The sequence below is a fragment of the Paenibacillus polysaccharolyticus genome, from assembly GCF_023714295.1.
Lineage (GTDB): Bacteria > Bacillota > Bacilli > Paenibacillales > Paenibacillaceae > Paenibacillus > Paenibacillus polysaccharolyticus_A.
The window spans coordinates 160356-186934 of record NZ_JAMAUN010000010.1 but is presented as its reverse complement, the minus strand read 5'-3'; the positions used below and the strand labels follow the sequence as shown (position 1 = coordinate 186934).

Sequence of the window (26579 nt, the reverse complement as noted above, 5' to 3'; positions counted from 1 at the left end):
TTTTTTTGTGCTTATATTTAACCTATACCATTTTGCATTTTTATCGTGTTTTCTAATTTGTCGAAACTAATTTTCCAAAATGCCTTCCATTTGAGAATGATAATTGTTATCATTGAGAAAATAAGACAAAAGGATGGTCCGTATGAATGAATCGTTTCCCGTACTAACCGAAACCTCTTCTTTACCGCTACTCTCTTCCATGTGCCGAGTATGTCGCGGGAAAAACTTCCGTATACAAGGCATTACGGTAAGCCGGGCCATACTTTGTCTTATTTTAAAAGGCAACGGTATTCTGGTTCTGGACGACAGCGTGTATGAAGCACAAGCTGGTGAACTATTTCTAATCAAACCCGGCGTGACCATCGATGCAGTGGCTCACTCAGGATTCACTGAATTCCTCATGTTGAGTATGGAGCAAGTCCATATGCAGCGAGTACGAGGCGAGTGGAAAATGACGACCTCTTCCTCTCTTCCATTGGAATGGCAGTCGGGCAAAATGCGCATCCGGCATGAACAGCAAGCAGCAGAACGAATGGCCAAGTTGTATGCTTCCTATCGAGGAGAACATGCAGATCACTATGTCAGCATACATAGCCAGTTACATGAACTGCTGCAATTCCTGTCAGAACACCGACTGGAAGAAAACCTTGAAAAGGTAGATCCAGCACTGGAGCGGAGCATTTATTATATGCGTCGTTTCATGAGTGAAGGCATCAGTATGGATCATCTAGCCAAAATTGCAGGGCTGACACCAAGCTCATATTCCCGTAGCTTCAAAAAAGCAAAAGGCATGTCACCTACCGATTATCTCAATCGGATACGAATTGAAGAAGCCAAAAAACAACTGACAGAGGAAAATTGTGTTCTCAAAGAAGTCGCAGAATCCGTTGGTTATGGCAATGAATATTATTTTAGCCGAAAGTTCAAGCAGATGCTCGGCATTGCACCTAGTATATATATGAAGAAACATCGTTTACGTGTAGGCATAGTATCTAGCGCTGGCTTTGATGAGCACCTACACTCCTTGGGATTGAAGCCAGTTGAATCACTGAATTTGGGCCATAGTCAGAATAAGAAGACAGCGGAGCAAGAACGTAATCTAACGAACCAACTGGAACAACTTCGCAAAGCTAAACCTGATCTGATTATTGGTGACGTGTCCTGTCAACCTTATACTGATCAACTGAAAGGTATTGCCCCTGTCGTCATTGTCGAAGTGACCGATGATTGGAAAGAAACTCATATTCGGTTGGCAGAGCTTATCGGGCGTGAGAAGCAAGCAAAATTGTATTTCAAGGAACTCGCACTTCATCGTTTGGAAGTCAGTCCATCCCCTACACTTACATCAAGTCGCGACCAGAAGCATGTCGCTTGGACGGACCAAATGAATACTCGGCATATTCATTCACATTCCAAAGACTCCACATTGCGAATTCCCTCACAACATATACAACGGAAAAAGAAAAACCTAATAAAGCCCGTTGTCATGCATCCTTCTACGGCACCGACACACGAAAACTTGAGTGTCATTGGGCGATAAAAAGAAAAGGGACCCTTCCTGACGGAATGGGTCCTTTGTTTCGTTCTTATAACTGTTCTTTCATTTCTTCTTTTGGAACAAGCTTATAGATTTCTTCATCTTCCATCGCATCAATAAGCCTGTCGAGCCATCGGTAGTATGCTTCCGCTTGCAATACTTTACGCTTGTCCTCATGTAGTACTCGCAGAAGATCGGCATCCGCCTGCTCATCAAGCTGGTCGATCAACCGATTCATCTCGTCAATGGATTTGCGAAGAATCTGAAGGTTACTCTCCACCGCTTTTCTCCATTTAATAGCGAAAAAATCAGTAAACGTCTGATGCCAGTCATACTCCACTTCATATAGATCTTTTCTGGAGCCTTTGCTCCACACCTTATTTACCATTTTCAGATCCAGCAGAGTTCGTACTCCGGTGCTCATGCTTGTTTTGCTCATTTCCATTTCCCGACCCATATCATCCAGGGTCATCGGTTTTTCTGCAAAAAATAGCAATCCATATAAATGTCCCGTGGACAACGTTACGCCGTATAGATCCATATTTCGTCCAATGGCTTCGATAACGCGTTTACGGATCTTCAGCACCGCTGTCTGCTGATCCTCTTGCAAATGGTCCAAGCTCATGCTTGCAACCTCCATTCTGACATTCCAGTCTTGGCAAAAAATCAACATGTTCAAGCTCTGCTTACATGGGAAAGCATGCAACTGGATATTCTATAAGCTAGAAAACACCTCACCCAATGGATTATATTGGGAACTTTACCATGCTTCAATTTGCCTACGATGTTCATTTAACCAAAAAAATAAGCTTTATTCAGCTCATTTTCTATTGTAGGAAAAGCAATAATAAATGTAAAGATGTCTGATTAGCCAGAAAAAGGAGATAAACAGAGCATTTGGGAGGAAAACTTTGTACAGTTTTTACTGTATAAACATTATGTACTGTTTATTCGGTTGCTATACTGGTTAACTATTGTTAGAATACAAACCGTTACCCAGAAAGACGGGAAGCGAAGCAAAAATTACCGGATTTCGTGGCTGGGCGCACAAGTGTATGGGCTTGTGACTGCTAAAAGCCGTTCGAAGTGCACAACACATCAGAAGGGGTGAAAACATGACCATACTTGAAGTGAAAAACGTAAGTAAACTGTTTGGCCCCCAAACCGAGCAAGGTCTGGAATTACTGGAGCAAGGTTGGGGCAAAGAAAAGTTGGCCAAAGAAAAACAGATAACGGTTGGTGTCAATCGGGTCAACATGGAAATCAAAGAAGGTGAAATTTTCGTAATTATGGGCCTGTCCGGTAGTGGTAAGTCCACACTCGTTCGGATGTTCAATCGTCTGATTGAACCAACATCCGGAGAAATTCTGGTTCATGGCAAAGATTTGCGAAAAATGAACAAAGAACAATTGCGAGAAGTACGCCGGAAAACGATAAGCATGGTATTCCAGAAGTTTGCATTGTTTCCGCACCGCACTGTTCTTGATAATGTGGAATATGGTTTGGAAGTTCAAAAGGTAGATAAGGACGTTCGCCGTGAGAAAGCCAAGACCTCACTCGAACTCGTTGGCCTCAAAGGCTGGGAAGATAAAATGCCGGATGAGCTGAGCGGCGGGATGCAGCAACGTGTCGGTCTTGCTCGCGCACTGGCGAATGACCCGGAAGTACTGCTGATGGACGAAGCTTTCAGTGCGCTTGATCCATTGATTCGTCGTGATATGCAAGATGAGTTGATTGAGCTTCAGGATAAGATGAAAAAGACGATTATTTTCATTACCCATGACTTGGACGAAGCGCTGCGCATTGGCGACCGGATTGCTCTTATGAAAGACGGCGCCGTTGTGCAGATCGGTACACCGGAGGAAATTATGATTCAACCGGCCAACTCATACGTGGCCCGCTTCGTCGAAGACGTGGACTTGTCCAAGGTCCTCACAGCATCACACGTTATGCGCCGTCCTGAGACCATTACAACCGATCGTGGTCCTCGTGTTGCTCTTGAGTTGATGCGTGAACGCGGGATATCGAACCTGTTTGTCATTGATCGCTCTAAAAAATTGCTGGGTGTCATTACAGCAGAAGACGCAACCCGTGCAATGCGCGAAAATAAAGTATTAAACGACATTCTCATTACAGATGGGCCGACAGTGTCTCCGGATACCCTGATTCATGAATTGTTTGAGATTGTAAGTTCAGCCCATGTGCCGCTCGCCGTTGTTAGCGAAACTGGCCGTCTGCAAGGTGTTATCGTTCGCGGTGCCCTGCTCGGTGCCCTAAGCGGTGAAGTTGCAGAAAAGGAGGAAGCTCTGAATGATACCCAAAATACCACTAGCATCGTGGATTGAATCCATCGTTGACTGGATGAGCTCCTCGCTCTCCGGATTGTTTAAAGTGATCTCTGTCGTTATTCAGGACGTGGTTGGATTTTTCTCGGGGCTGTTTATGCTTCCTCATCCACTTCTGTTCATCGCCATATTAGGCGTACTAGCTTTTCTGGTAGGCAGGTTGCCACTTACTCTGTTTACCGTTATCGGATTCCTTCTCGTGGATAACCTGGGCTACTGGTCCCAATCGATGGACACACTCGGTCTAGTTATAACGTCAGGATTGATCTCAATTCTGCTCGGTGTGCCTGTTGGTATCTGGCTCGCATACAGCAAAACAGCCGCGCGCATTATCACGCCTCTGCTGGACTTTATGCAGACGATGCCTGCATTCGTTTATCTGTTGCCAGCCGTTACGTTCTTCAGTCTAGGCGTTGTTCCCGGCGTTATTGCATCAGTAATCTTCGCTATCCCGCCAACCATTCGTCTTACTCACCTGGGGATTAAACAGGTTTCGAGCGAACTGGTTGAGGCGGCAGATGCTTTCGGATCAACTTCGGCTCAGAAATTGTTTAAGGTACAGCTTCCACTTGCCCTGCCTACGGTAATGTCCGGTATTAACCAGACCATCATGTTGTCCCTATCCATGGTTGTTATTGCATCCATGATCGGTGCACAGGGTATCGGTGCTGAAGTATACCGTGCTGTAACGCAGCTACAGATTGGTAAAGGATTTGAAGCTGGTCTCGCTGTCGTAGTTCTTGCCATCGTACTTGACCGCTTCACGCAAAACCTGTTTATGCCTGGCCGCAAAAAAACGTCCCGTTTCTCCGCGAAACAAAAAGCTTGGATTACTGCGGCAGCAACACTCGTTGTGTTGGTCGCTGGCTTCTCTCAATACTTCACAGGCAGCACAACATCTGCTGGTGGCAACAACGGGGCAGCCAATGCTGTAGGCAAGGAAGTAAACTATCAGATTATTGGTATTGATCCAGGTGCGGGCATTATGAAATCAACCGCCAAAGCCATCAAGGATTATAACTTGTTTGACTGGAACCTGATTGAAGGTTCGGGTGCCGCTATGACAGCTACACTTGACAAAGCAATCAAAAACGAACAACCGATTATCATTACTGGTTGGACTCCTCACTGGATGTTCAACAAGTATGATCTGAAATATTTGGAAGACCCCAAAAAATCGTTTGGTGATGCCGAAGAAATTCATACCATCGCTCGCAAAGGTCTGAAGGAAGATCATCCCGTGGCTTATGAATTCCTGTCTCGCTTCAAATGGACTTCGGATGAGATGGGCGAGATGATGATTGCCATTCAGGATGGAACATCCCCTGAACAGGCTGCCAAAGATTATGCAGAGAAACATGCGGATCAGATTGACGAATGGACAAAAGGTCTGACACCTGTCAATGGTGATGCGTTTAAACTGAGCTATGTTGCATGGGATTCTGAGATTGCAAGCACCAACTTGCTGAAATACGTCATGGAGAACAAGCTTGGATACAAAGTCAACGCACTTCAAGTTGAAGCTGGACCTATGTGGACAGGTGTGGCCTCAGGTGACGTAGATGCATCTCCTGCAGCATGGTTGCCACTGACACATGCTGACTACTGGGAACGTTACAAAGATCAAGTTGAGGACCTTGGAGCCAATATGACAGGTGTACGCACAGGTCTGGTTGTTCCTAAATATATGACGGACGTTAACTCGATTGAAGATTTGGAAACGGGGGCTTCAACTTCTGGTTCATCCTCTGAACCTACGGCAAATGCCAACGTTGGAGATGAAGTCAACCACCGGATTATCGGTATTGACCCAGGTGCCGGTATTATGAAATCCACCGCCAGTGCCATTGAAAAGTATGGCCTGACCAACTGGAATTTGGTAGAAGGGTCCGGCGCAGCCATGACGGCTACGCTGGACAAAGCTTACAAAAATAAAGAACCGATTATCATTACAGGCTGGACTCCGCATTGGATGTTCAACCAATATGACCTGAAATATTTGGAGGATCCCGATAAAGTCTATGGAGATGCCGAAGAAATTCATACGATCGCTCGTAAAGGTCTGAAAGAAGATCATCCGGTAGCTTATGAATTCCTGTCCCGCTTCAAATGGACTTCGGATGAGATGGGTGAGATGATGATTGCCATTCAGGACGGTACGTCACCGGAACAGGCTGCCAAAGACTATGCTGAGAAACACAAAGATCAGATTGATGAATGGACGAAAGGTCTGACACCCGTGAACGGTGATACGTTCCGTCTCGGTTATGTTGCCTGGGACTCCGAGATTGCTAGCACAAATCTACTGAAATATGTGATGGAAACCCAACTTGGATATAAAGTCAACGCATTACAAGTTGAAGCCGGACCAATGTGGACGGGTGTTGCGTCAGGCGACGTGGATGCTTCTCCGGCTGCATGGCTTCCTCTGACACATGCTGATTATTGGGCTAAATACAAGGATCAATTGGATGACCTTGGTGCCAATATGACAGGTGTAAAAACGGGGCTTGTTGTTCCAGCATACATGGATATCAAATCTATCGCAGACTTAAAGGATAAATAAATCTTTTCTCTTGTTCAAACGTTCATTGCAGTAAGTTGATTTTGTTCTTATAACGTTGTTCTTTCTATGAAAACCACCTATCTCGAATGTACGAGATAGGTGGTTTTCGTTTAACTAACAAAAAGACGAAAAGGACCTTTGTGCCTCCTTCGTCTCTTTGTTATATCATTTTTAGGTTTACGCGTAATCCCTTAGGTGTTAATCGCTTGATTATTTCCCTGTGCCAAGAAATCCTTCTTTGAAAATATTCAATACATAGTCGAGCGTAATCGGGTCACTGTACGTCACCGCTTTGGTATCGAGCTCGATAACCTGTTTATTCTGAACGGCCGGAATTTTACTCCAGATTCCCGATTTCATAATCTCGTTATCCCGAGTCATGTCTCTACTGAGCACGATGAAGTCACCCATGTACTCCGGAAGAACTTCAAGTGACAAGGAATGATATCCATCTTTTAACGTATCATTCTTTACTTTTTCAGGCATATTCAACTTCATCGCTTGGTATAGCGCTTCCGTTCCACGTGCCCAGTGATCCCCCATGGCAAAAACTTCTTTATCAGCGATTTCGATGGTGGACACCGTTACTTTATCTCCATACTTCGCTTTAATCTCATTGCCGATCTCTCCGGCTCTTTTGGTGAAATCATCAATCCATGCTTGTGCTTCAGACTCTTTGTTCAGCACTTTGCCAATCTCCAGCTGCTGTTGCAGATAATCGAGTTTACCCCATGTGTATACGATCGTTGGAGCAATTTTGGACAGTTGTTCAAGATTTTTCATATGTGAACCTGCAATGATCAAGTCTGGGTTCAAAGCGGAGACACTCTCCGGATCTTCATCACTTACGATAGCAACGTCTTTTAATTTATCCTTGAACAAAGGATTTTCTGCTGTCCATTTATCTACGCCCACTGGTGTTACATCCATAGAAAGAATGTTGGGACCGTTCGTCAAAGCAACGATACGTTGCGGTTTAGCCGGAATTTCCACGGGCCCTGTCTCGGATTGATACGTTATCGTATCTGAAGTATTCGCTGCTTCACTGCTTGTCCCTTCCGTTGCAGTTGTCTCTTGTTTTCCATTGTCTGATGCACCGCTTGAAGCCCCGTTACCACATGCGCTGGCAATTATCGTAAACAACATCAGCACGATGAACGGTAAAATCCATTGCTTTTTCATCTGTATAGTCTCCCCTAATCGTTAATGATAATCATTATCAATTTAATGAACGTGTTGATTATATGATATGAGTCGATAACATGTCAATCATTTATCAAAGTCCTTGTCCGGAATTAGACACATGGATAATTAATTGTACCTACTTGAACACAACATATTTATCGCAAAAAAAATACAGCTAGCAGAATCGATCCTGCTAGCCGTATCCCATCATTTCAACTTCATTTGCAACACTCTAATTATGCTTCCAATCTGGCACGAAATCCTTATTGCTGCGATTTGTACTCATTGGCGGAAAGGATCAAAGTCACGACTTCAGCCCTCGTCGCCTCTGCCTTTGGATTAAACCTGTTACCTCCCGTCCCCTTCACTAATCCTGCTTCCTGTGCAGCAGCAATGTATGGAACAGCCCATGCAGGTACTTGTGTTGCATCTGCAAACGTCAGTGATGACTTCGAATCCAGCGGCAAGCCAAGGGCTCTCACCAGCATAACGGTCATCTCTACCCGTGATATTTTGCCTGTTGAACGGAATGTATCATCCGTATATCCACTAATAATGCCTTGGTCCACTGCCTGTGCAATGAAGCTTTGAGCCCAGTCAGGAATGGATGCTGCATCTTTGAAGGCTAGCGATTTATGGCTTGCAGGCAATTCAAATGCTCGTGCCAGCATCACAATGAATTCAGCACGTGTCGCCGGCATATTCGGACGGAAGTTCCTATCCTGATATCCATTGACAATGCCGCGGGTAATGGCTGATCTGATCGCTTCTCCTGCCCAGTGACTGCCGATATCCTTCAATTCCACGAGTGGGTTGGCTGGAGCCTTGCTACCGCCATTCCCAGGATTGCCCGGTACTCCCGGTGTAGCTGGATTTGTCGTTCCACCATGACCTGGATTACTCGGAGTTGTTGGTGTTACAGGTGTCGTTGGAGTGCTTGAACCACCCCCATCGCTGCCACTTCCCGGTGTGTTGCCATTGTTACCGCCTTCTGGTTCCCTAATACTCAGTTGTGCCAGAAGCGGGTCATGGTCACTTACTCGACCGTGTGAGGTTTCAAAGTCGGCATTGACATGTACTACTTCGATTGCTGCCGTATCCGACAGATTTTTACTCACCAGAATGTGATCCAGAGTCTGTGAATTGCCATCATAGATGTAGGAATAACGCTGATTCACAGGTAACATATCGACCAGATTATCCAGTTCGTTGCCCGCAACGATGTTTAACGTCTTGGAAAACTGGAAATCGTTAAAATCACCAAGTACGGCTACATTGACTTCTGGGTCCTTGGCAATCAACTCTTTTACAAAACCGTTCACAAGCTCAGCTTGCTTGGCCCGCTGCACTTCGCTACTCCGCGTTGCAGGCTGGATACTGCCAAATGGTTTCAGGTCTCCACCTTTGGAATTAAAGTGATTGGCAATCACAACGACTCGCTCACCATTGAATTCAAATTCCGCAGCCAGCGGTTTACGCGAGCTTGCAAATGCCTCCTCCGTCGGAGCGATACGGCCAGGATTAAAAGACAAGCTTCCGTCAGCGGAAATAGCGACTGCTTTGGACGCATTACCTTTGCCTATGCCTGCTGCCAAGGATACTCGCTCTGGCTGATACAGAAAGCCTACTCGAATGTTAGCTCCTGGTGCACCGCCATCCTTATTATTTTCCGGAGCAATTTCACTGAATTGATAAGCGGGGCCGTTATTGGTCTGAATTGCATCGATCAGCGTCTGAAAGCTTTCATTCGCTTCCGTTGTTTCCGTATCGGCTTCACCGTCGTTATCCTGTACTTCCATAACGCCGATAATATCTGGTGCTTTCAGATGGTCTACAATGATTTTGCCAATTTTTACAGCTCGCGCAGCATCCTTTTTGCTGAAATTCTCCACATTAAATGTGGCAATCGTCAGCTTGTCCTCTGCCTTTTCAATAGTCGTCACCGCTTGCTTGGTTGGGCCCGAAATGACAGGAGGCAGCGCTCCGTCCGGAGTGATTCTGAAATTTCCACTGTTATAGGTCATTACCCCAACGACGTTACCATCGAGTTTATCTCCGGTTTTGACTGCACCAGACGGTTTCTTGCCAATAAACAAACGTTGCGGATTAAGATCACTTTCAAAATGGCCTTTTCCGTTATCCGTCAAAATAACACCGCCCGCCGGGGTACGAAGCGGATTATTAACACCATTGTCTACGACGACGGCAAGACCCGGTTGGCTCGAATATGGCCCTATAATCTCGGGATTTTCAAGCTCTACTCTCATGCCCTCCAAACTTTCATAGAAATCTATGGCATCCGTCTCGGGGTTAAATACCGACAGTGAATCGCTGTCAATAACGGTTGGGATGATACGTCCATTTCTCCCCAGCAAAACAGGAGCTGGTAACGGTTGATCCTGATCGTCTACCGCAATGGAAGAAGCGACAATTTCCGTTATTGCCAATTCGGATTCAGATACAGCATACTCCTTCACTTGACCCGATACTCTCACTCTATTTCCTGTAATCATCCCGTGAGATGATTTGTATACTAGGATACCCTCCGATGTGTTGTCATCGTGGTCTTCCATCCCGGGAATCTCTTGCATATAGAATGAATTTGAATTCACCACATACGTTACAATTCCCTCAACATTTTGAACGGCTAATCCATCATATAACGAGGAATGCGACGCCCCTTGAATATCATGAATTCTAAGATTGCCCAGTTCCCGAATAACCTTGTAATTAAAACGATATACATGGCTACTTTTCCCGTCAGCTACAGCGATTGCTTTAACTACAGTATTTTCATGAATTGTGATTGGCTGGTTATACAAGGTGGATGCTGTCGTCGGATCAGCCCCATCGACTGTAAAATAAATGCTCGCACCCGCCATAGGCGAGGACAATGAGACGTTTGAACCTGTTACGATTCCACCCGAAGGTACACTAGCTGTTACAGAAAGTAGATTTTCGACAACATCTGCAGACGTGCGAGGAATTAGCTCAAGTCCATAACTGGTGTGATAGGTCATGACACCTGTTACTTTTTCGTATGTCTTGTCTGTTTGGAGTGCAGAAGGACTATTTTTGGCATAAATGATGATCTCGCCGCCTTGTGCATCTGTCGCATAAAAAGTAGAACTGCTGTTTTTCGTCACCGTAACTTCATTTACTTCGACAAGCATTCCTTCATATTTTCCTCCTGCTCCTTTTCCCCCACCTGGCGCTGGGACAAAGTCACGGGATGTAAGCTTGAGAGGCTCGGGTAAGCTTTGATGTTTGTTCAAAATTTTAATATACCCGCCTGGAAATCCAGCTTTATCTTTCTCCACTTGAAGCAGACCATTGTATAGGCTAAGCGGGCCATAGGCTTCAATCTGATCACCTGGTTCCGCACTTGCATCAGTTCCACGTATAACAATTCCTGCATTTTCATCTTGAATATACAGGTTTGCCATACCTCCGGATTCTTCTCGATAGGTAACCAACCCTTGGACGGTTAGGGGTTCATTTTCTGACTTGGTTCGGGCTTCCGAGATAGAAACAGGGGTATTGTTAACCACGGTGTAATCCAAAATTGTGAAGTCGCTATCTTCCAATCCTGTTTTATGTGCGTAAGCTTCAATGTGAGTAGCATCCGTTATCGTAATCGGGGAGGTGTAGGGGATAAATTCAGTCTCATCATTTAATCTGTAAGAGATGGAACCTCCAATCGTGGTTGTCTCCAAAGTAATCAAGGTTCCAGAGGGAACAGCGCCTGATGAAGGGTTCGCACTAACACTTGCTGCCTTCGTTTCAGGTTTTTCATCCACCTGTTGAAATTGGGTTGAAGAAATACTTCTAACGCCATGGACAGTGAAATAGGTTTCTAATGATCCATTTGTAATCCTGACTTTGGAATGATACAGGGAGGTATTGCTTTGTAATCCGAAAGTGCTACGAGGTGCATTCATAGGTACTTGTACCGGCATCATTTTACTGATATCCGTTTCTTCAGGACGATCTGCCAGAGCAAAATTAGTATCCGATGTAAAGGGTGGATTCAACTGAACGGACGATCCACCGTTGTAGTAGCCAACAACATAACCTTCAATCGTCGCCGTTGATTTATCGGAATTTTTCGCTTGTGCCTGGGCTACTGTTAATACTTCATCTGCTGCTGATGCTTTGCTGTCTAACAGCCCTGCGGGTATAGCCCCTGTCAGTAGCAACATTGTCGCCAGAAATATTCTGAACCACCTAATCATCTGCATACGATACATGTTTAACCTACCCCCATGTTTTTTAATTTAGCAATCATTTGTTCACATAGCTTGTACATTAGTTCAAATATAAGATAACTGAACGATAGAGACATGTAAATCATATTTCTGCGAAATGATAGAAAATAGAACATAACCATTACGAATGAATTAGTTTTTATTAACTTCGGGATCCATTCGTTTGCTTTCAAGGACTTAAAGAGGGCATTTTGTAGACAAAACTATAACAACTTAAGTATATAGACCTATATTGCGTTAACTTTAATAACATACACATTGATTATTACTCACGGATTCGACAGTGACTGACGTAAAACATAGCTAAATACACACACCACAATACGGCGATCAATAGGACCGCCGCATCTGGTTACGTTCTACTTCATCTCTGCTCCTCGGTAGTTACTTCTTCACCGTGCTGTTATATTGGTTGATCTTATCTGTAATCTGCTTCGCTGCCGTATCTAAAGTCTCTTGTGGCGAACCTTGTCCATTCAGCACGGTTTCAATTGCTCCTTCGACAATTTGTCTCGCTTCTGGAAAAACCCCCATAACTGCGCCGGATGTTGCTGTCGAATCAGCTGAAGCGTGTAATTGATCGACTGCTGTCTGGAACTGCGGATATTTCGTCATATTATCCTTTAATACTTGCTGATCGTAGGCTGCTGTCGTAATTGGGAAGTATCCTGTCGCTACGCTCCAGTTCGCTTGCACCTCAGGTGTAGCCAGATACTTGATAAACTCCCATGCGGCCTGCTGCTGCTCTTCCGATTTGTTGTTCATAATGTACAAGCTTGCCCCACCAACGACCACGCCGCCTTCTTTAGCATCCGCTGGACGAGGCAGGAAACCTGTTCCCAGTTCAAACTTGCCGCCTGAACCTTCAACGATTTTGCGAAGCCCTGCTGTGGAATCCAGCGTCATACCAATCTGCTGTGCCGTAAATGCTGCCGTGGTGTCGTCTGTATTGCGTCCCAGATTCGAGAGGGTTTTCTCGTCAATCATCTTTTTCCACCACGTTAACGTCTTCACACCCGCTTCGGAGTTCAGCATAGATTCGGTTGCCGCCGCGCTTCTCCCGTTTCCATTGTTTACATAATCTGCATTCTGGTTTGCGAAAAATTGTTCTATAAACCAGCCATAAATCGCCATCGACGCTCCTGGTTTACCGTCTTTGGACAGGGCCTTAGCTGCTTGCTCGAACTCTTCATACGTCTTTGGTGGATTCTCCGGGTCCAATCCGGCAGCCTTGAACATGTCCTTGTTGTAATACAAAATTGGATTCGATGTATTAAACGGCATCGCATTCAGCTTGCCATCAATTGTATAATAACGAATAATGTTCGGCTCCAGTTGGGACAGATCAAACTTGTCCTTGTCGATGAACTGTTGCACCGGTGTAATCATGCCCGAGTCAATCATAAACTTACTGCCAATCTCATAGACCTGGATCAGATCCGGCCCACTGTCGGAACCCATGGATGCTTTAAGCTTATTCAAGCTCTCATCATATTTCCCCTGGTAGATCGCTTTAACCTGAATTTCGGGATGACTTGCGTTAAAACCAGAAGCCAGTTGGTTGATCGCCTTTTCTCCTGCACCGGACATAGAATGCCACCATGTCAATTGAGTTGTTTTAGCTGCTGCCGCATCAGCTTGTGCCCCACTTGCCGGGCTACTTGTTTCTGTTTTCGTACCACAAGCCGAAATAACCAACATCAGCGCTGCTAGCATTAGTGCAAAGCTTCCTCTTTTTATCATGTCGCTCTCCTTTAGATGGCTCGCGTTCAATAAACATTTTTGAGATGCACGTTGTAGCCGTTCCGGTTACGAATCGTTCTTTCGATTGCTGTTATCCCCAGATTTCTTGAATATCCCTATACATAGGGAGAAATTCGGGGATAAAGGCAAACGCTACGCTTCTACAGAATCGATTTCGTCTCCTACACTACTAACGTGTAAGTTCTCTCACAAAAACTTTATTAAAAAGGCGAGCCTCATTTTATTCGCTCCTGGCGGTTTATTCGCAACCTGAACGGTGATGCAGGTTTCCTTTATCCCTTAAGCGCACCTGCAGCCATGCCTCGCACTAGTTGCTTTAGTCCAAAGATCAGTAGTAGCAGAGATGGCAGGATCACCATCGCAGTTCCGGCAAACACCAGATTCCATGCCGTGGATTCCTGGAACTCCAGCATAGAAATTCCGATTTGAGCCGTTCTCATCTCGGGTGTGTTGGTTACAAGCAACGGCCAGAGATACGCGTTGTACATACTGAGGAACGAGTAGATCGCCAGTGTGCCAAGTGACGGACGAGACAACGGCAAGACATGTGAGATGAAGTAACGAATGTGTCCGCATCCATCTATCTTTGCTGCTTCGAACAGCTCTTTGGGCAACTGCATAAAGAACTGCCTGAGTAGAAAGGTGCCAAATGCGGTTGCGAGAAACGGCACCGTCAGTCCCTGATAACTATCCAGCCAGCCCCAGCTGCGAATGGTCAGATAGTTCGGAATCATCGTCACTTCCCACGGAATCATCATGGTGGCCACAAACATGCTGAAGATAACGTTTTTACCTTTAAATTGCATTTTGGCAAAAGCATAAGCAGCCATACTGGCTGTAATTAATTGCCCAATCGTAGTCAACCCCGCCACCAGAAAGGTATTCCCGATGAATCGTCCAATCGGCACAATATCGAACACTTCTGCGAAGTTGGATAAATCAATGGATGTCGGGATGATATGCGGTGGATACGCACTCGCATCCTCAGGCGTCATCACCGCCATGAAGAAGGTGTACATCACCGGATACAATACCAATGCAGCGCTGATCGTCAGCAACATATAGAGCAACGTCTGATTCCATTTTGCATTCATTGGTAATGCACTTTCCTCTCTACCCATTTGAATTGAAGCAGGGTCAGTAGCATAATGACCGCGAAGAGAATTAAAGCCTGTGCACTTCCTGTCCCGAAGCGGAAGTTCACAAATGCTTCCTGATAGATGGAATACACAAACACATTTGTACTGTCCATCGGGCCGCCCCGCGTGAGAATGTTGATCTGACCGAACGATTGAAACGCACCAATGATGGATACCACCGTCACAAAGAACAACGTTGGCGACAACAGCGGCATGGAAATTTTGCGAAACGTGAGCAAAGCGCTCGCCCCATCCATCTTGGCACTTTCGTAGATCTCATCCGGAATTCCCTGTAATCCGCTGGATAGAATGATGTAGTTGAAACCAAGGTTCATCCAGATCGTCATGATGGAGATTGAAACCAATGCCCAATCGGGACTCGTTAACCAAGGAATTGGATCAATGCCTGCTTTGCCAAGCAGATAATTAAGCATCCCCAGCGTCGGATGGAAAAGAAACTTCCAGATGACGGCCGACGAGCCTACCGATAACACAACAGGCAGCGAGAAGACAAATTGGAACACACGCATTCCCTTAAAGCGGTTATGAGTCAAAGCCGCCAGAATAAGGGCTACGAATATGCCTGTCGGTATGGTGTACAGAACAAACAGTAATGTCACTTTCATGCCTTGCATAAACAGACCAGACTGGAATACCGCTTTGAAGTTATCCAGCCCTACATAAGCCGCAATCTGTCCCGTCGGGTCGGTAGAATGCAGACTCAAGTACACTGACTTGAACATGGGATAAAACAGAAACACAGCGAACAAAAGCAGCGATGGTGCTAGAAAACCGTAAGCCAGCACGTTCTCCCTCATCCGCTGCAACCGCAGCGAAGTTGTCCGACGATTGTAGGAATTCGAGGTTATACGCCGTTTTATGGCAGGCAGGCTGAACTGGTTGTCAAGATCACTCATCTGAAGTTTTTCCTCCTTGAACACCCTTCTTGGATTACACCTCTTGGGTTATGCTCTCGGTGTACAAGCTCTGAGATGAATAACTCATCTGAACTCAGCACCACGAACTCTAGTTTAATTTTCCAATGTCACAGCAATATGGAAGTTGCATCAAATTCAAGTTAATCCTTGCCCAACCGTTTTACATAACGCAACATAGAACAGGATGAATTTACCAAACTGCACAAATGTGCAAAAAACCGCAAGGAACCTCCAATCTGGAGATTTCCCTGCGGTAAATATGTGTAAATACTATATTAAACATTAACGTTATATTGATAAAACCTGCTTTACATTCATTTTCCATTACCGATTCAGATGATACGGTACCGTCGTCACAATCACATCTTTATAATTAATCAGATAAGCCCGAATCATGAAGCTGGTCTGGTTATGCAGTACATTTTGCCACCAGTGCTTCGTAATAAATTGCGGTATCAGGATAGTGATATGATCGGTTTCCGCTGTTTTCCATTCCACGGTATCAATGAACTTCTTCAGCGGGCCCATAATGCTGCGATATCTCGATTTGATTACGACCAGACGGATGCCTGGATTCCATTCTTCCCACTTCTGCTCCATCTTCCGTATAGCCTCATCATCAAAGCCGATGTACAGTGCCACCACATGATCCGACATCGTCTGGGCGTAACTGATGGTATTCATCACCACCCGAGTAATGCCAGCCACCGGAATAACGATCGTATTACCTTTCTTGGCCGGTTTATCCACCTGAATATCGATACGCAGTTCGTCTGCGATGTTGCAGTAATGGCTACGAATGCGCATGAACACATAAACGACCAGTGGCAGGAAGATAAAGATAACCCATGTCTGCGTGAACTTGGTGAAAATAAAAATCATGGTAATCGACAACGTGGTCAGCATACCGATCGTATTCACGAGCAGTTTTGTTTTCCAGCCAGACGGCTTGATTTTAATCCAGCGTATCATCATACCGAGTTGGGACAAGGTAAACGGAATGAACACCCCGACCGCATAGAGCGGAATCAGGTTTCCGGTATCCCCTTTAAATCCAACGACGAGGAGTGCCGACATGACGCTGAGAAAAATAATCCCGTTGGAGAAGCCCAGACGGTCTCCTCGCACCATGAACATATGTGGCATATATTTATCCTTCGCCATCATGAAGGACAACAGCGGGAAGGCGGAGTATGCCGTATTCGCCGCGAGGAACAAGATCAGGGCCGTAACCCCCTGGATAATAAAATACATCCATCCCCGGCCAAACGTAGCTTCGGCAATCTGGGAAATAACCGTTGATTTCGGATCAGGTTTGATGCCGTACCCAAAGGCTAACAGCGTAATGCCGATAAACATGGCACCAAGGATGCATCCCATCAGCAGCAGCGTTCCGGCCGCATTTTTCTCCGCAGGCTGCTTGAAGTTCGGAATAGCGTTACTAACCGCCTCAACCCCGGTCAAAGCCGAGCATCCAGAGCTGAACGCTTTAAGCAGCAGAAAGATGCTGACATGCGACAGACTTGTTCCAAACTCCGGAGCCGCAGCATGCATACCACCAGTCAGAAATTTGAATCCACCCGAAATAATGAGAATGGCAATCGAAAAGATAAACAGGTAAATAGGGATCGCCAGCACCGAAGCTGACTCCGTAACTCCTCGCAGATTCATAACGGTCAGAAACACAATCATAATAAGCGCAATAATGACACTATAGTCATGCAATACAGGAAAAGCGGATGTGATCGCATCGGTACCTGCGGACGAACTTACAGCCACAGTCAGGATATAATCGACGAGCAATGAACCTCCGGCAATCAAGCTCGGTGTGGTGCCCAGATTATCCTTGGCTACGATATACGCGCCGCCCCCTGTAGGATAAGCAAATATGGTCTGACGATACGAAAAAATTAAAATGACGAGCAATCCCAGCACGGCGATGGAAATCGGAACCGAGTACCACAAGGCGGCGAATCCCGCCGCAACCAGCACCAGCAAAATCTGTTCCGTACCGTAGGCCACGGATGATAAAGCATCGGAAGACAGGATGGCGAGCGCCTTCCATTTCCCCAATTTTTCTGCATCCAATTCAGCCGACTTCATTGGCTTGCCGATTAAGATTCTCTTCATTTTGCCAAGCATGATCATAACTTCCTTCCATCTCTTGTCTATAAGCTTCTTTGCTTCTCATCTGGGTAACAATGTCTGTTCTTATCTATGAAGCATAGTTATTATGCAAAATCGCAGAGCCGTTGACAATACGTCATTTCACCCGAAAATCGCCAGCGCGTGATAATGCATTCTACGATTCAATATTCGATAACAAAGCCTTTCTTGCTAAGCAAATTGAACGTTTTTGACCCAAAACGACGATTGTTTGCCTGAAAAAAGAAAAAGACCTTCGGTTCAAAGAACCAAAGGCCAAGATCAGGATTTCATATGATCAGCTTCATATAACACAATTGTCATATTAGACTTATTTACCCTTTACTTTGAATGATACCGGGACGAGGAGTTACGCCAAATTGTTCTGTAAGGGCAAGTAGTTGCTCATCCGTAATCCGCTGCCTGATATCGTGACCTGCAACAAGCATGTACACTTGTGCTGCTTTCTCGATGGTCTCAATCAGACCAAACGCTTCGTCAATCGTTGTACCTGTTCCAAAAATGCCGTGCTGCGGCCAGATCACCGCATGATACTCCTGCATTTTCTCCGCCGTTGCGCGGCCGATTTCATTCGAACCGGGCATCATCCAAGGGATGATCCCAACGCCATCTGGAAATACCACCACACATTCGGTGCACATCTGCCAGAGTGTCTTGGTAAACTTGGCCTCGTCCAGTTCATGGATGAAGGTCATGGCTAGTACATGTGTCGCGTGGTTGTGCATGACAACCCGGTGGTTCGGGTCTCTTTTCAAACGTTCAATATGGCTCATAAAATGGGTCGGCAGTTCACTTGTCGGGTTCGCGCCACTGTTCAGCCCCCACAATACCTCCAGCACCTGTCCATCCGCAGATACACGCAGTACACCCAGATTGCCTTCCGGGTCTGCCAGCACGTTTTTGAAATATTTGCCCGATGCCGTAACGATAAAATATTGTCTCGCCAGTTCTTGCACGGAAAAGGCAGGTGTGATGGTGCGGATCACATGATGAATGTCAATGTAAGGTGCAACCTCTTCCTCTTTCAGTAGGTAGCTGACATTACCGCCATTACGCTCATCCCATCCATTTTTCCACATATGCTGCGTAATCTCTGCCATCTCGCGTACAAATGGAATATTGAATCCGGCAGGTTGCTGTCTTTCGGTCTGAAGGGTCACGTTCATGTCTATCCACTCCTATGTTCAAGTATAAAATGGGGCTGTCACGATCAAATTAAGTTCCTTTTTTCACATTCATTATAACTTTGTTTCTGTTTGTTAGTCAATAATAAACACAGATTATCATTTTATTTATTTTTGTTTATCTTTATTTTATTGTAAAATGTCAAAAACAAGCAAAAAAACACCCCGCCGTCGTCCGGCAGGGTCAGTCACACATCTATTTAACACGAGAAGGGGTTTACACGAGTTATCATATCCTTCCCACCTTAATAGAAGCTGAACGCGAAATAAAAAATGCATGAAAACGACTCAAGATAAGATACCCTAGAACGTTAATCAGCGGGCAGTATTATTTTTCCGTAATCTATAGAAAGGCTTCATCACACCTGTTGCTTCATCCCGTCGCTCGTGCATTGGCTCAAATCCCAGTTGGCTCAAAATGTGACATGCCGCTTCATTATCCGGATGATGACTTGCCACCAGCGTCGCTACCTCTAATTTGTCAAAAGCATAACGAACAACAGCCTGCGCCGCTTCTTGCGCATATCCTTGTCCCCAGTGATCCCGGGTCAGCAGGAAACCCAGCTCATAGGTATTTTCTTCTGGTGTATAAGGGTACAAACCACAGCAACCGACAAATACGTCAGAACGCTTCTGAAAAAGAGCCCAGTACTGCACGCCCTCCTGCTTCTCACGCTCGATTTCCTGAGCTAGCCTCGCCTCCACTTCCTCTTCACTCAGCACATCGCTTCCGCTGATCCACTTGGTCACCTCATGATCACCCCAAAGCGCAAATGCGAGTGCCTGATCTCCTTCGTCCCATGTCGTAAATACAAGTCGCTGCGTTTCCAATATTTTGGTTTGCTTACGGTTCATATTCTATCAACCTCCCGAATCCCAGGCACAGTCTCAACGTGCGGTCTATACTATTCCATTAATCGTGTACGGTTCAGGGTAAACTCTCGGGCCCCAACATTTTATGTAGTTTGATACGCCTTCCCCTGTTTACGACAAGGCTTCAATATAAAAAAAGACCCCTGCCGACCCGGTCGGCAGAGGTTCATACGTTCTACTAACATCTGATAGATTACGCCAAAGCAACTTCAATCGTACCGGAAGCAGCACCCCCCTGGTTCGCCAGCAAAGCGAAGACCAGCACCTGACTTGCGGTAATGCTCAAACTGCTGTTCACCGGAACAATATAAGTGACAACTGGAGCATTTACACGAGTGATGACGAGAGATACCGGAAACGGTCCATTGTTGTTCACCGTAACACTTGCATTGGTGCCGCCAGACAGGTTTTCATAGTAGGATTTACCCACACCCGCTGGCAGATTGTAGAACTGTAATGGTAAAAGGATGGCCATCAAAATCACCTCCTTTTTGCTTTGATACAGTATTCTATGTTTCAAATCTAGTAAAGCCACGGTGAATTGACCCTGGTAGAACGTACATTTATAGCTAACATGCAAGTTTAATAGATAACGTATCCAGCGAAAAACAAAAAAAGCCCCACCGGATGATCCGGCAGAGCTTCTTGTCCAAGAACATACCCAGTAACAAACTAGGCATACAGCATAAAAAAGTTCAATTCATGGCCTTGTTGTTTGAGGTAATTATAGAGCTGTGAGCGATGGTGGAACACATGTGTGAGCGTTTCGATCTGCCACTGCACCTGCAAGTGTCCATGCTCTGCATAGAAAGCTTTGGTAGAGCGGTTCAGAAAGTCCTCTTCGCTAAGACTTGTAATATATGCTTTGTACGCCTCGAAATTGCTCCATAATGTCTTTTCCAGTTGCTCAATATCCTGGTTTCCAGATAAACTGTTCTCCACTTGGCCTACTTCAGCCTCACCTTTCTCTTGCATGATGACAAGATCCGAAGCCGTAATCTGGATAAAATGATGCACCAGTTCCACAAGGGAACGCATATTGTCCTGCGGACGATACGCCCAGTCCTCTGGACGAATTAGACGAATTAACGAAGCACCTGTGCGTACGCCTGTTTCCAGTTCCGTTAACAGATGCTTTCGAATTTGCAATGTTCCATTCATGATTCATTACTCCTTTGTGATAAGTCTATGATTCATAGTATAACGGAAGATACGGCCGCATCATTGTACTTTTCGGACAACATCTGTTGATGCTCCTGAACAGCAACTAGCGGTGTATCACCGTAAAACTTACGGAATTGCCTGATCAGATGCGCCTGATCGTAAAATCCGTGCGTCTGTGCCAGTTCAGCTCCGTCCGTAGCCAGGCCTTTGCGAATGCCATGCAACACCTGATGGAAACGAACAATTTCACTAAAACGCTTGGGACTGATACCCACTTGTTCGGTCATTTTGCGATGCAACTGACGTTCACTGACAGCTTCCCCCTGGGCAATGTCTTGTATACTCAAGCGACCATTATCCTTGAAGATCCGGTAGAGCACATTACGAAGCAGATCCTGATCAGCATGATGATGAATCGGGCTACTGCGCAGGGTCACTCGGCGGAGGTACGACTCCATCACCTGCACACGCTGAGCAAAATTCACCGTTTCCTCCATCTTCAACCGTAGCTCGTCCCATCGAATTGGCCAGCATTCTTCCAGCGGTATACGTCGGTCTGTAAACAAATCCAGTGACTGACCGTGTAAAAAAGGAGCTCCCCCGGGGAAAAAGCGAACCCCGAACGTATATGCTCCCGTAGTAGGCGCTGTCAACGATAACGGAAAAGCAAAAGGCTGCATGTAATTGCCGCAATAGCTATACGTATACCTTTCTTGCTCTGGATTATAATCGATCAGGATGTCAGTGCAACCATCCGGTAATACCCGGGCAGAGGCCGGAGATTTCAACCTTAAGTCATTGACCTTGATGTCCGTGTCCATTCCATCTATGCCATACTTGCCATCTTCCATATGTTCCCGAGTTCCTGACTCCCAATAACAGGCTACATAAGGTGTAAGCACAGGGGAAGGACTATTCTCTATGTAGTATGTACGGGGGTCCATCCCATTCATCTGTACCGGACGATACAATGCGTGCAGACGAGCGTCCATGCATTTCCCTGCCTTTCCCTTTTATGCGAAAAAGAGCCTCGACTAATCGGTATCTCCCGGTATCTCTCAATATCTCTTGGTTCACATTATATGATTATGCTCATTCTTCTCTCTCATCATATCATGAGTATGATCGCTCAGCTAAACATAAAAAAAGTGCCCTGCTCGGAGGACAATCCGAACAGGGCCAGTCACACATCTATTTAACACGAGAAGGGGTTTACAAGATTTATATTAATCCCTCAACCTTAAGAGAAACTGAAATCCAGATGAAGAACAGATCAAAAAATGAACGAAGGACAGATGAAAAACAGAAGAAAAATAAGGTAGGCACTAATGCTCGTCTTTTCAGCCTAAACCATGCAGTTTGCGAAATTTCTCGGGACTCATGCCCGTATGTCGTTTAAATATCGTACAGAAGTAACTCGCATTTTCATACCCTACCCGGTCAGCCACTTCATAAATTCGGAGCTCCCGCTCACTGAACATCAGCTGTTTGCTACGATTGATTCGTTCCTGGTTGACATAAAACACAGGTCTGACACGAAGTGCCTTTTGAAACAACCGACATAGATATTGAGGAGATACAACAGCCACATCCGCCAGTTCCTTCAGCGACAAAGGCTGATCCAGGTGCTCTGTAATGTAACGTAGCACGGGTTTCAACCGTTCCATCTCGTCGTTATCGTTGTCCGACACAATGAGCAAAGGCTTCAAATCCAGTAGCAAGGCATACAGGTGTTTGGAACTGTCCCGATCATCGGCAGCATTCATCGCATCCCCCGTGCCTTCCTCCCTTACAAGCAACAATTCCAAAGCGTTCAGCAGTTCGGGTTTTCTAAGCTTATATACTCCTGAACTGGTGATTCCCGCATAGGCCAGTAGCTGACTTGCCTCCCGCCCCTGAAAGGATACCCATGCCAGTTCCCAGTGATCCGTAATAGGCCTATACTCATGCGGAATATCGGGGTAGGTGATAAATACCTCCCCTGGACCAACGATATATTCTCCTTCATCCTCAATAATCAGCCTGCCTTGTCCCTGAATGACCTGATGAATCTGGTAATCGGGAAAGCCTTCCGGGCGTTCCGTTTCAAATTGATGTTCCCAATACCCAACGGTCGTCATATAGACGGGCAGACGTGCGGCTTCGTCTGTTTTACCAAAAAAGATTCGTGTATTCATGCGGTACACCACGCTCTCCAGCTTTAGTTTCATATTGTGATATATATGGGCAATATTCTTTATTTTCTAAGTACCTGATCAATTCTATACTGTGAATATATTATAACATGATCAAAGGAGCTGCTGATATGCGAAAGAAACTTGTGCACACCCCTCCGGCTAACGGATATCCGGAATGGAACAACAATCCCGAGACGTTTCAGGTGAATCGTCTGCCAGCCCATGCCAATATGGTAGCGTTTCCAACAATAGAAGAAGCCTTGTCCAATGAATTCACTTCGTCCCCTTTGTACCAGACGCTAAATGGTTCATGGAAGTTCAGCTTTGCCGAAACGCCAGAACAGCGCATTACTTCTTTTTACGAAACCAGCTACGATGCCAGCAACTGGGATGACATCGCTGTCCCGTCCAACTGGCAGTTGCAGGGCTATGATTACCCTCATTACACGAACATGACGTATCCTTGGGTGGAGCGCGAGCCTGAGTTAAAACCACCTTTTGCACCAGCCACCTATAACCCTGTCGGTTCCTATATTCGCACGTTTACAGTTCCTGCGGACTGGAAAGACCGTCCGGTCCTGTTGCATTTTGAAGGCGTTGAATCTGCCTTTTATGTGTGGGTGAATGGAGAACTTGTTGGGTACAGTGAGGATACCTTCACACCTGCGGAGTTTGATATCACGGCATATTTAACAGAAGGTGAGAACAAGCTGGCGGTTGAGGTTTATCGCTGGTGTGATGCAAGCTGGCTGGAGAATCAAGATTTCTGGCGTCTTAGCGGTATTTTCCGTGGCGTATATCTGCACTCGCCTTCACCGGTTCAGATCGCTGATTTCTTCGTTCGGACGGAACTCGATGATGCTTTGCAGAATGCAGAACTGCAGTTGGATGTAAAACTGTACAATCATAATGCTGGACAGCAAGTGGAAGGCTTAACGGTTCAAGCGCAGCTCTATGATGCGGAGCAGAAGCTTGTTTTGGATCAGCCGCTCGCGGCAGAGGTTTCTTTTGCCAATGAAGAAGAAATAACGTTACACCTCTCTACTCCAGTTGTGAACCCGCTCTTGTGGAGTGCCGAAACGCCTAACCTGTACACATTGGTGCTGTCCATCCAGAATACTTCGGGCCAAACGGTCGAGGCTGTTCGTACCCGTGTCGGATTCCGCAGATTTGAGATCAAGGACGGCTTGATGAAAATCAACGGCAAACGCATTGTATTCAAGGGTGTCAATCGCCATGAATTCTCTCCCGATTCAGGACGGGCCATCGGCCGTGAGGATATGATTCGTGATATCGAGCTGATGAAAGCCTATAACGTTAATGCCGTGCGTACATCGCACTATCCGAACCAGACACTCTGGTATGAGCTGTGTGACGAATACGGACTGTATGTGATTGACGAGACGAATCTGGAGACACACGGTACCTGGTACTATGGGCAAAAAGAAATGAACGACGACAACATCCCGGCAAGCAAGCCGGAATGGCGCGACAACGTCATCGATCGCTGTAACTCCATGTTCCAGCGGGACAAAAACCATGCGTCCATCATCATCTGGTCGCTTGGTAATGAATCGTTTGGCGGCGATAACTTTATCGCCATGTACGACTATCTGAAACAAGCCGACCCAACAAGACTCGTTCATTATGAAGGCACGTATCACTACCGCCCTACCGATTCGGCAAGTGATATTGAATCCACGATGTATATCAGCCCGAACGATATCGAACAGTATGCACGGATGAAAGGGGACAAAAAACCTTATATCATCTGTGAATACAGCCATGCGATGGGCAACTCCTGTGGCGGTCTGCACCTGTATTGGGAAATGTTTGATAAATATGAGATTTTACAAGGGGCATTTATCTGGGATTGGGTGGATCAATCCATTCGTACCAAGACAGCAGACGGTGTAGAATATCTCGCTTACGGCGGAGATTTTGGCGAGTCTCCGCATGACGGCAACTTCTGCGGTAACGGACTGATTTTGGCAGATAAAACGGTTACGCCGAAGCTGGAAGAAGTGAAAAAATGTTATCAGAACGTTCGCATGCAGGCGCTCAATCTGCAAACCGGACTAATCCGTATCACGAATCATTTCCTGTTCACGGATCTGAACGAATATGCACTCGCCTGGACGCTGTCCCATAACGGAGTATCTGTGGAAAAAGGGCATCTGGACATTGCTGCGCAGCCTGGCGAATCCGTTGAAGTCCATATCCCTTACACACCATCTTCCGACCTGTACACAGAAGCCCTTCTTACTGTCTCTCTGGAGACCAAGAAAGCTACGAAGTGGGCAGAAGCAGGACATGAGATTGGTTGGGAGCAATTCGTCGTATCTCCTCGTCTGCGTGCCATTCAGCAACCTGTTGCGGGAGCAAGTGACGCGCTTCAAGTGGAGGAACTGCAAGATGGCGGATTGAAAGTGAATGCGGGTAAAGTCTCCATAAGCTTCAGTTCGGTTACCGGCGCACTTACTTCCTATCAGATTAACTCTCAGGAGCAATTACTGGTACCCGCTCGTGCGAACTTCTGGCGTGCGATGACCGATAACGATCTGGGTAACAAACTGAATGAACGTGCCGCTTTCTGGCGTGACGCTCATGCGACCAACAAGCTAATTCGTTTTGAACATCATACGGATGCGCAGGGCTGTCATGTGACAACAGATTATACGTGGGATGCCAGCCCGGGAAGTACGCTGTCCATCACCTATCACATCAAACCGAATAGCGAGCTTGAAATCAGTCAAACCCTCGTCTCCGGTGCAGGTCTGCCTGAACTTCCTGAGTTCGGTATGCTGTTTGAATTAAAAGACAGTCTGGATACGATCTCCTGGTATGGTAGAGGGCCGCATGACAACTATATCGACCGTCAGACCAGTGCACGCCTTGGCTATTACACCGGAGCCGTTCGTGATCAGTTTGTTCCTTACCTGAAACCACAGGAATGTGGTAACAAAACGGATGTCCGTTTTGCTGAGATTACATCGGCTGTAGGCGAAGATGCTGCAAAGGGCAGCATCGGGTTGCATTTTGAAGCCAATTCGCCGTTTGAAATCAATGCACTGCCATGGTCGCCTGAAGAACTGGAAGCGAATGACCATGTCTACAAATTGCCAGTAAGTTCACATACCATGGCTCGTATCAACTACATGCAGATGGGTGTTGGCGGTGACGACAGCTGGAGTGCCCGTACACATCCAGAGTATACGCTGCAAGCCAATCGTCCATATCATTTTACGTTCACGGTAAGACCCGTATAACATC

General features: G+C 46.0%; 17 protein-coding genes. 4 read left to right on the top strand and 13 right to left on the bottom strand.

The window, feature by feature from the left end:
- Positions 1 to 142: 142 nt before the first annotated feature.
- Entirely contained in the window at positions 143 to 1540 is a 1398-nt protein-coding gene (locus M3629_RS21590) for a helix-turn-helix domain-containing protein (RefSeq protein WP_251510115.1), read from the top strand.
- Between the two features lie 46 nt (positions 1541 to 1586).
- On the opposite strand, the gene M3629_RS21585 is transcribed toward M3629_RS21590, so the two are convergent.
- The gene (locus M3629_RS21585) at positions 1587 to 2162 is read right to left on the bottom strand and encodes a GbsR/MarR family transcriptional regulator (RefSeq protein WP_251510114.1); all 576 of its coding nucleotides are present in this window, start codon (positions 2160 to 2162) and stop codon (positions 1587 to 1589) included.
- A gap of 490 nt (positions 2163 to 2652) precedes the next feature.
- Between M3629_RS21585 and M3629_RS21580 the strand changes: the two genes are divergently transcribed.
- Both M3629_RS21580 and M3629_RS21575 read left to right on the top strand, forming a co-directional pair.
- Positions 2653 to 3882, top strand: a complete 1230-nt coding sequence (locus M3629_RS21580; protein WP_251510113.1) for a quaternary amine ABC transporter ATP-binding protein — start codon at positions 2653 to 2655, stop codon at positions 3880 to 3882.
- Entirely contained in the window at positions 3848 to 6448 is a 2601-nt protein-coding gene (locus M3629_RS21575; protein WP_251510112.1) for a glycine betaine ABC transporter substrate-binding protein, read from the top strand. The genes M3629_RS21580 and M3629_RS21575 overlap by 35 nt, the downstream gene beginning before the upstream one ends.
- 210 nt (positions 6449 to 6658) lie before the next feature.
- Here M3629_RS21575 and M3629_RS21570 read toward each other — a convergent pair whose 3' ends face one another.
- From M3629_RS21570 to M3629_RS21515, 12 genes are all read right to left on the bottom strand, one after another.
- Positions 6659 to 7630 carry an ABC transporter substrate-binding protein gene (locus tag M3629_RS21570; RefSeq protein WP_251510111.1) on the bottom strand — a complete coding sequence of 324 codons (972 nt, stop codon included), beginning with the start codon at positions 7628 to 7630 and terminating at the stop codon, positions 6659 to 6661.
- 266 nt (positions 7631 to 7896) lie between these two features.
- Positions 7897 to 11883, bottom strand: coding sequence for an S-layer homology domain-containing protein (locus M3629_RS21565; RefSeq protein WP_251510110.1), 3987 nt, complete (start codon positions 11881 to 11883; stop codon positions 7897 to 7899).
- 402 nt (positions 11884 to 12285) lie between these two features.
- On the bottom strand, positions 12286 to 13644 hold the full coding sequence (locus M3629_RS21560; RefSeq protein ID WP_251510109.1) for an ABC transporter substrate-binding protein: 1359 nt from the start codon (positions 13642 to 13644) through the stop codon (positions 12286 to 12288).
- A 293-nt stretch (positions 13645 to 13937) separates the two neighbouring features.
- A complete protein-coding gene (locus M3629_RS21555; RefSeq protein ID WP_251510108.1) occupies positions 13938 to 14759 on the bottom strand; it encodes a carbohydrate ABC transporter permease in 822 nt (273 codons plus the stop codon).
- A complete protein-coding gene (locus M3629_RS21550; protein WP_251510310.1) occupies positions 14756 to 15622 on the bottom strand; it encodes a carbohydrate ABC transporter permease in 867 nt (288 codons plus the stop codon). The genes M3629_RS21555 and M3629_RS21550 overlap by 4 nt, the downstream gene beginning before the upstream one ends.
- A gap of 444 nt (positions 15623 to 16066) precedes the next feature.
- Complete coding sequence (locus M3629_RS21545) at positions 16067 to 17884, bottom strand: APC family permease (protein WP_251510105.1); 1818 nt, start codon at positions 17882 to 17884, stop codon at positions 16067 to 16069.
- Positions 17885 to 18222: 338 nt separating this feature from the next.
- Positions 18223 to 19074: a rhamnulose-1-phosphate aldolase gene (gene rhaD, locus M3629_RS21540; protein WP_251510104.1), complete on the bottom strand. Its 852-nt coding sequence runs from the start codon at positions 19072 to 19074 to the stop codon at positions 18223 to 18225.
- Between the two features lie 333 nt (positions 19075 to 19407).
- Positions 19408 to 19947 (bottom strand): GNAT family N-acetyltransferase, encoded by a 540-nt coding sequence (locus tag M3629_RS21535; RefSeq protein WP_251510103.1) that lies wholly within the window; start codon positions 19945 to 19947, stop codon positions 19408 to 19410.
- Between the two features lie 211 nt (positions 19948 to 20158).
- Positions 20159 to 20440, bottom strand: coding sequence for a hypothetical protein (locus M3629_RS21530; protein ID WP_090918184.1), 282 nt, complete (start codon positions 20438 to 20440; stop codon positions 20159 to 20161).
- Positions 20441 to 20637: 197 nt separating this feature from the next.
- Positions 20638 to 21126, bottom strand: a complete 489-nt coding sequence (locus tag M3629_RS21525; RefSeq protein ID WP_251510101.1) for a DinB family protein — start codon at positions 21124 to 21126, stop codon at positions 20638 to 20640.
- A gap of 32 nt (positions 21127 to 21158) precedes the next feature.
- Positions 21159 to 22121, bottom strand: coding sequence for a helix-turn-helix domain-containing protein (locus tag M3629_RS21520; RefSeq protein WP_251510100.1), 963 nt, complete (start codon positions 22119 to 22121; stop codon positions 21159 to 21161).
- A gap of 348 nt (positions 22122 to 22469) precedes the next feature.
- Positions 22470 to 23306 (bottom strand): AraC family transcriptional regulator, encoded by an 837-nt coding sequence (locus tag M3629_RS21515; protein ID WP_251510098.1) that lies wholly within the window; start codon positions 23304 to 23306, stop codon positions 22470 to 22472.
- A 128-nt stretch (positions 23307 to 23434) separates the two neighbouring features.
- Between M3629_RS21515 and M3629_RS21510 the strand changes: the two genes are divergently transcribed.
- Positions 23435 to 26575 carry a glycoside hydrolase family 2 TIM barrel-domain containing protein gene (locus M3629_RS21510; RefSeq protein ID WP_251510086.1) on the top strand — a complete coding sequence of 1047 codons (3141 nt, stop codon included), beginning with the start codon at positions 23435 to 23437 and terminating at the stop codon, positions 26573 to 26575.
- Positions 26576 to 26579 lie beyond the last annotated feature (4 nt).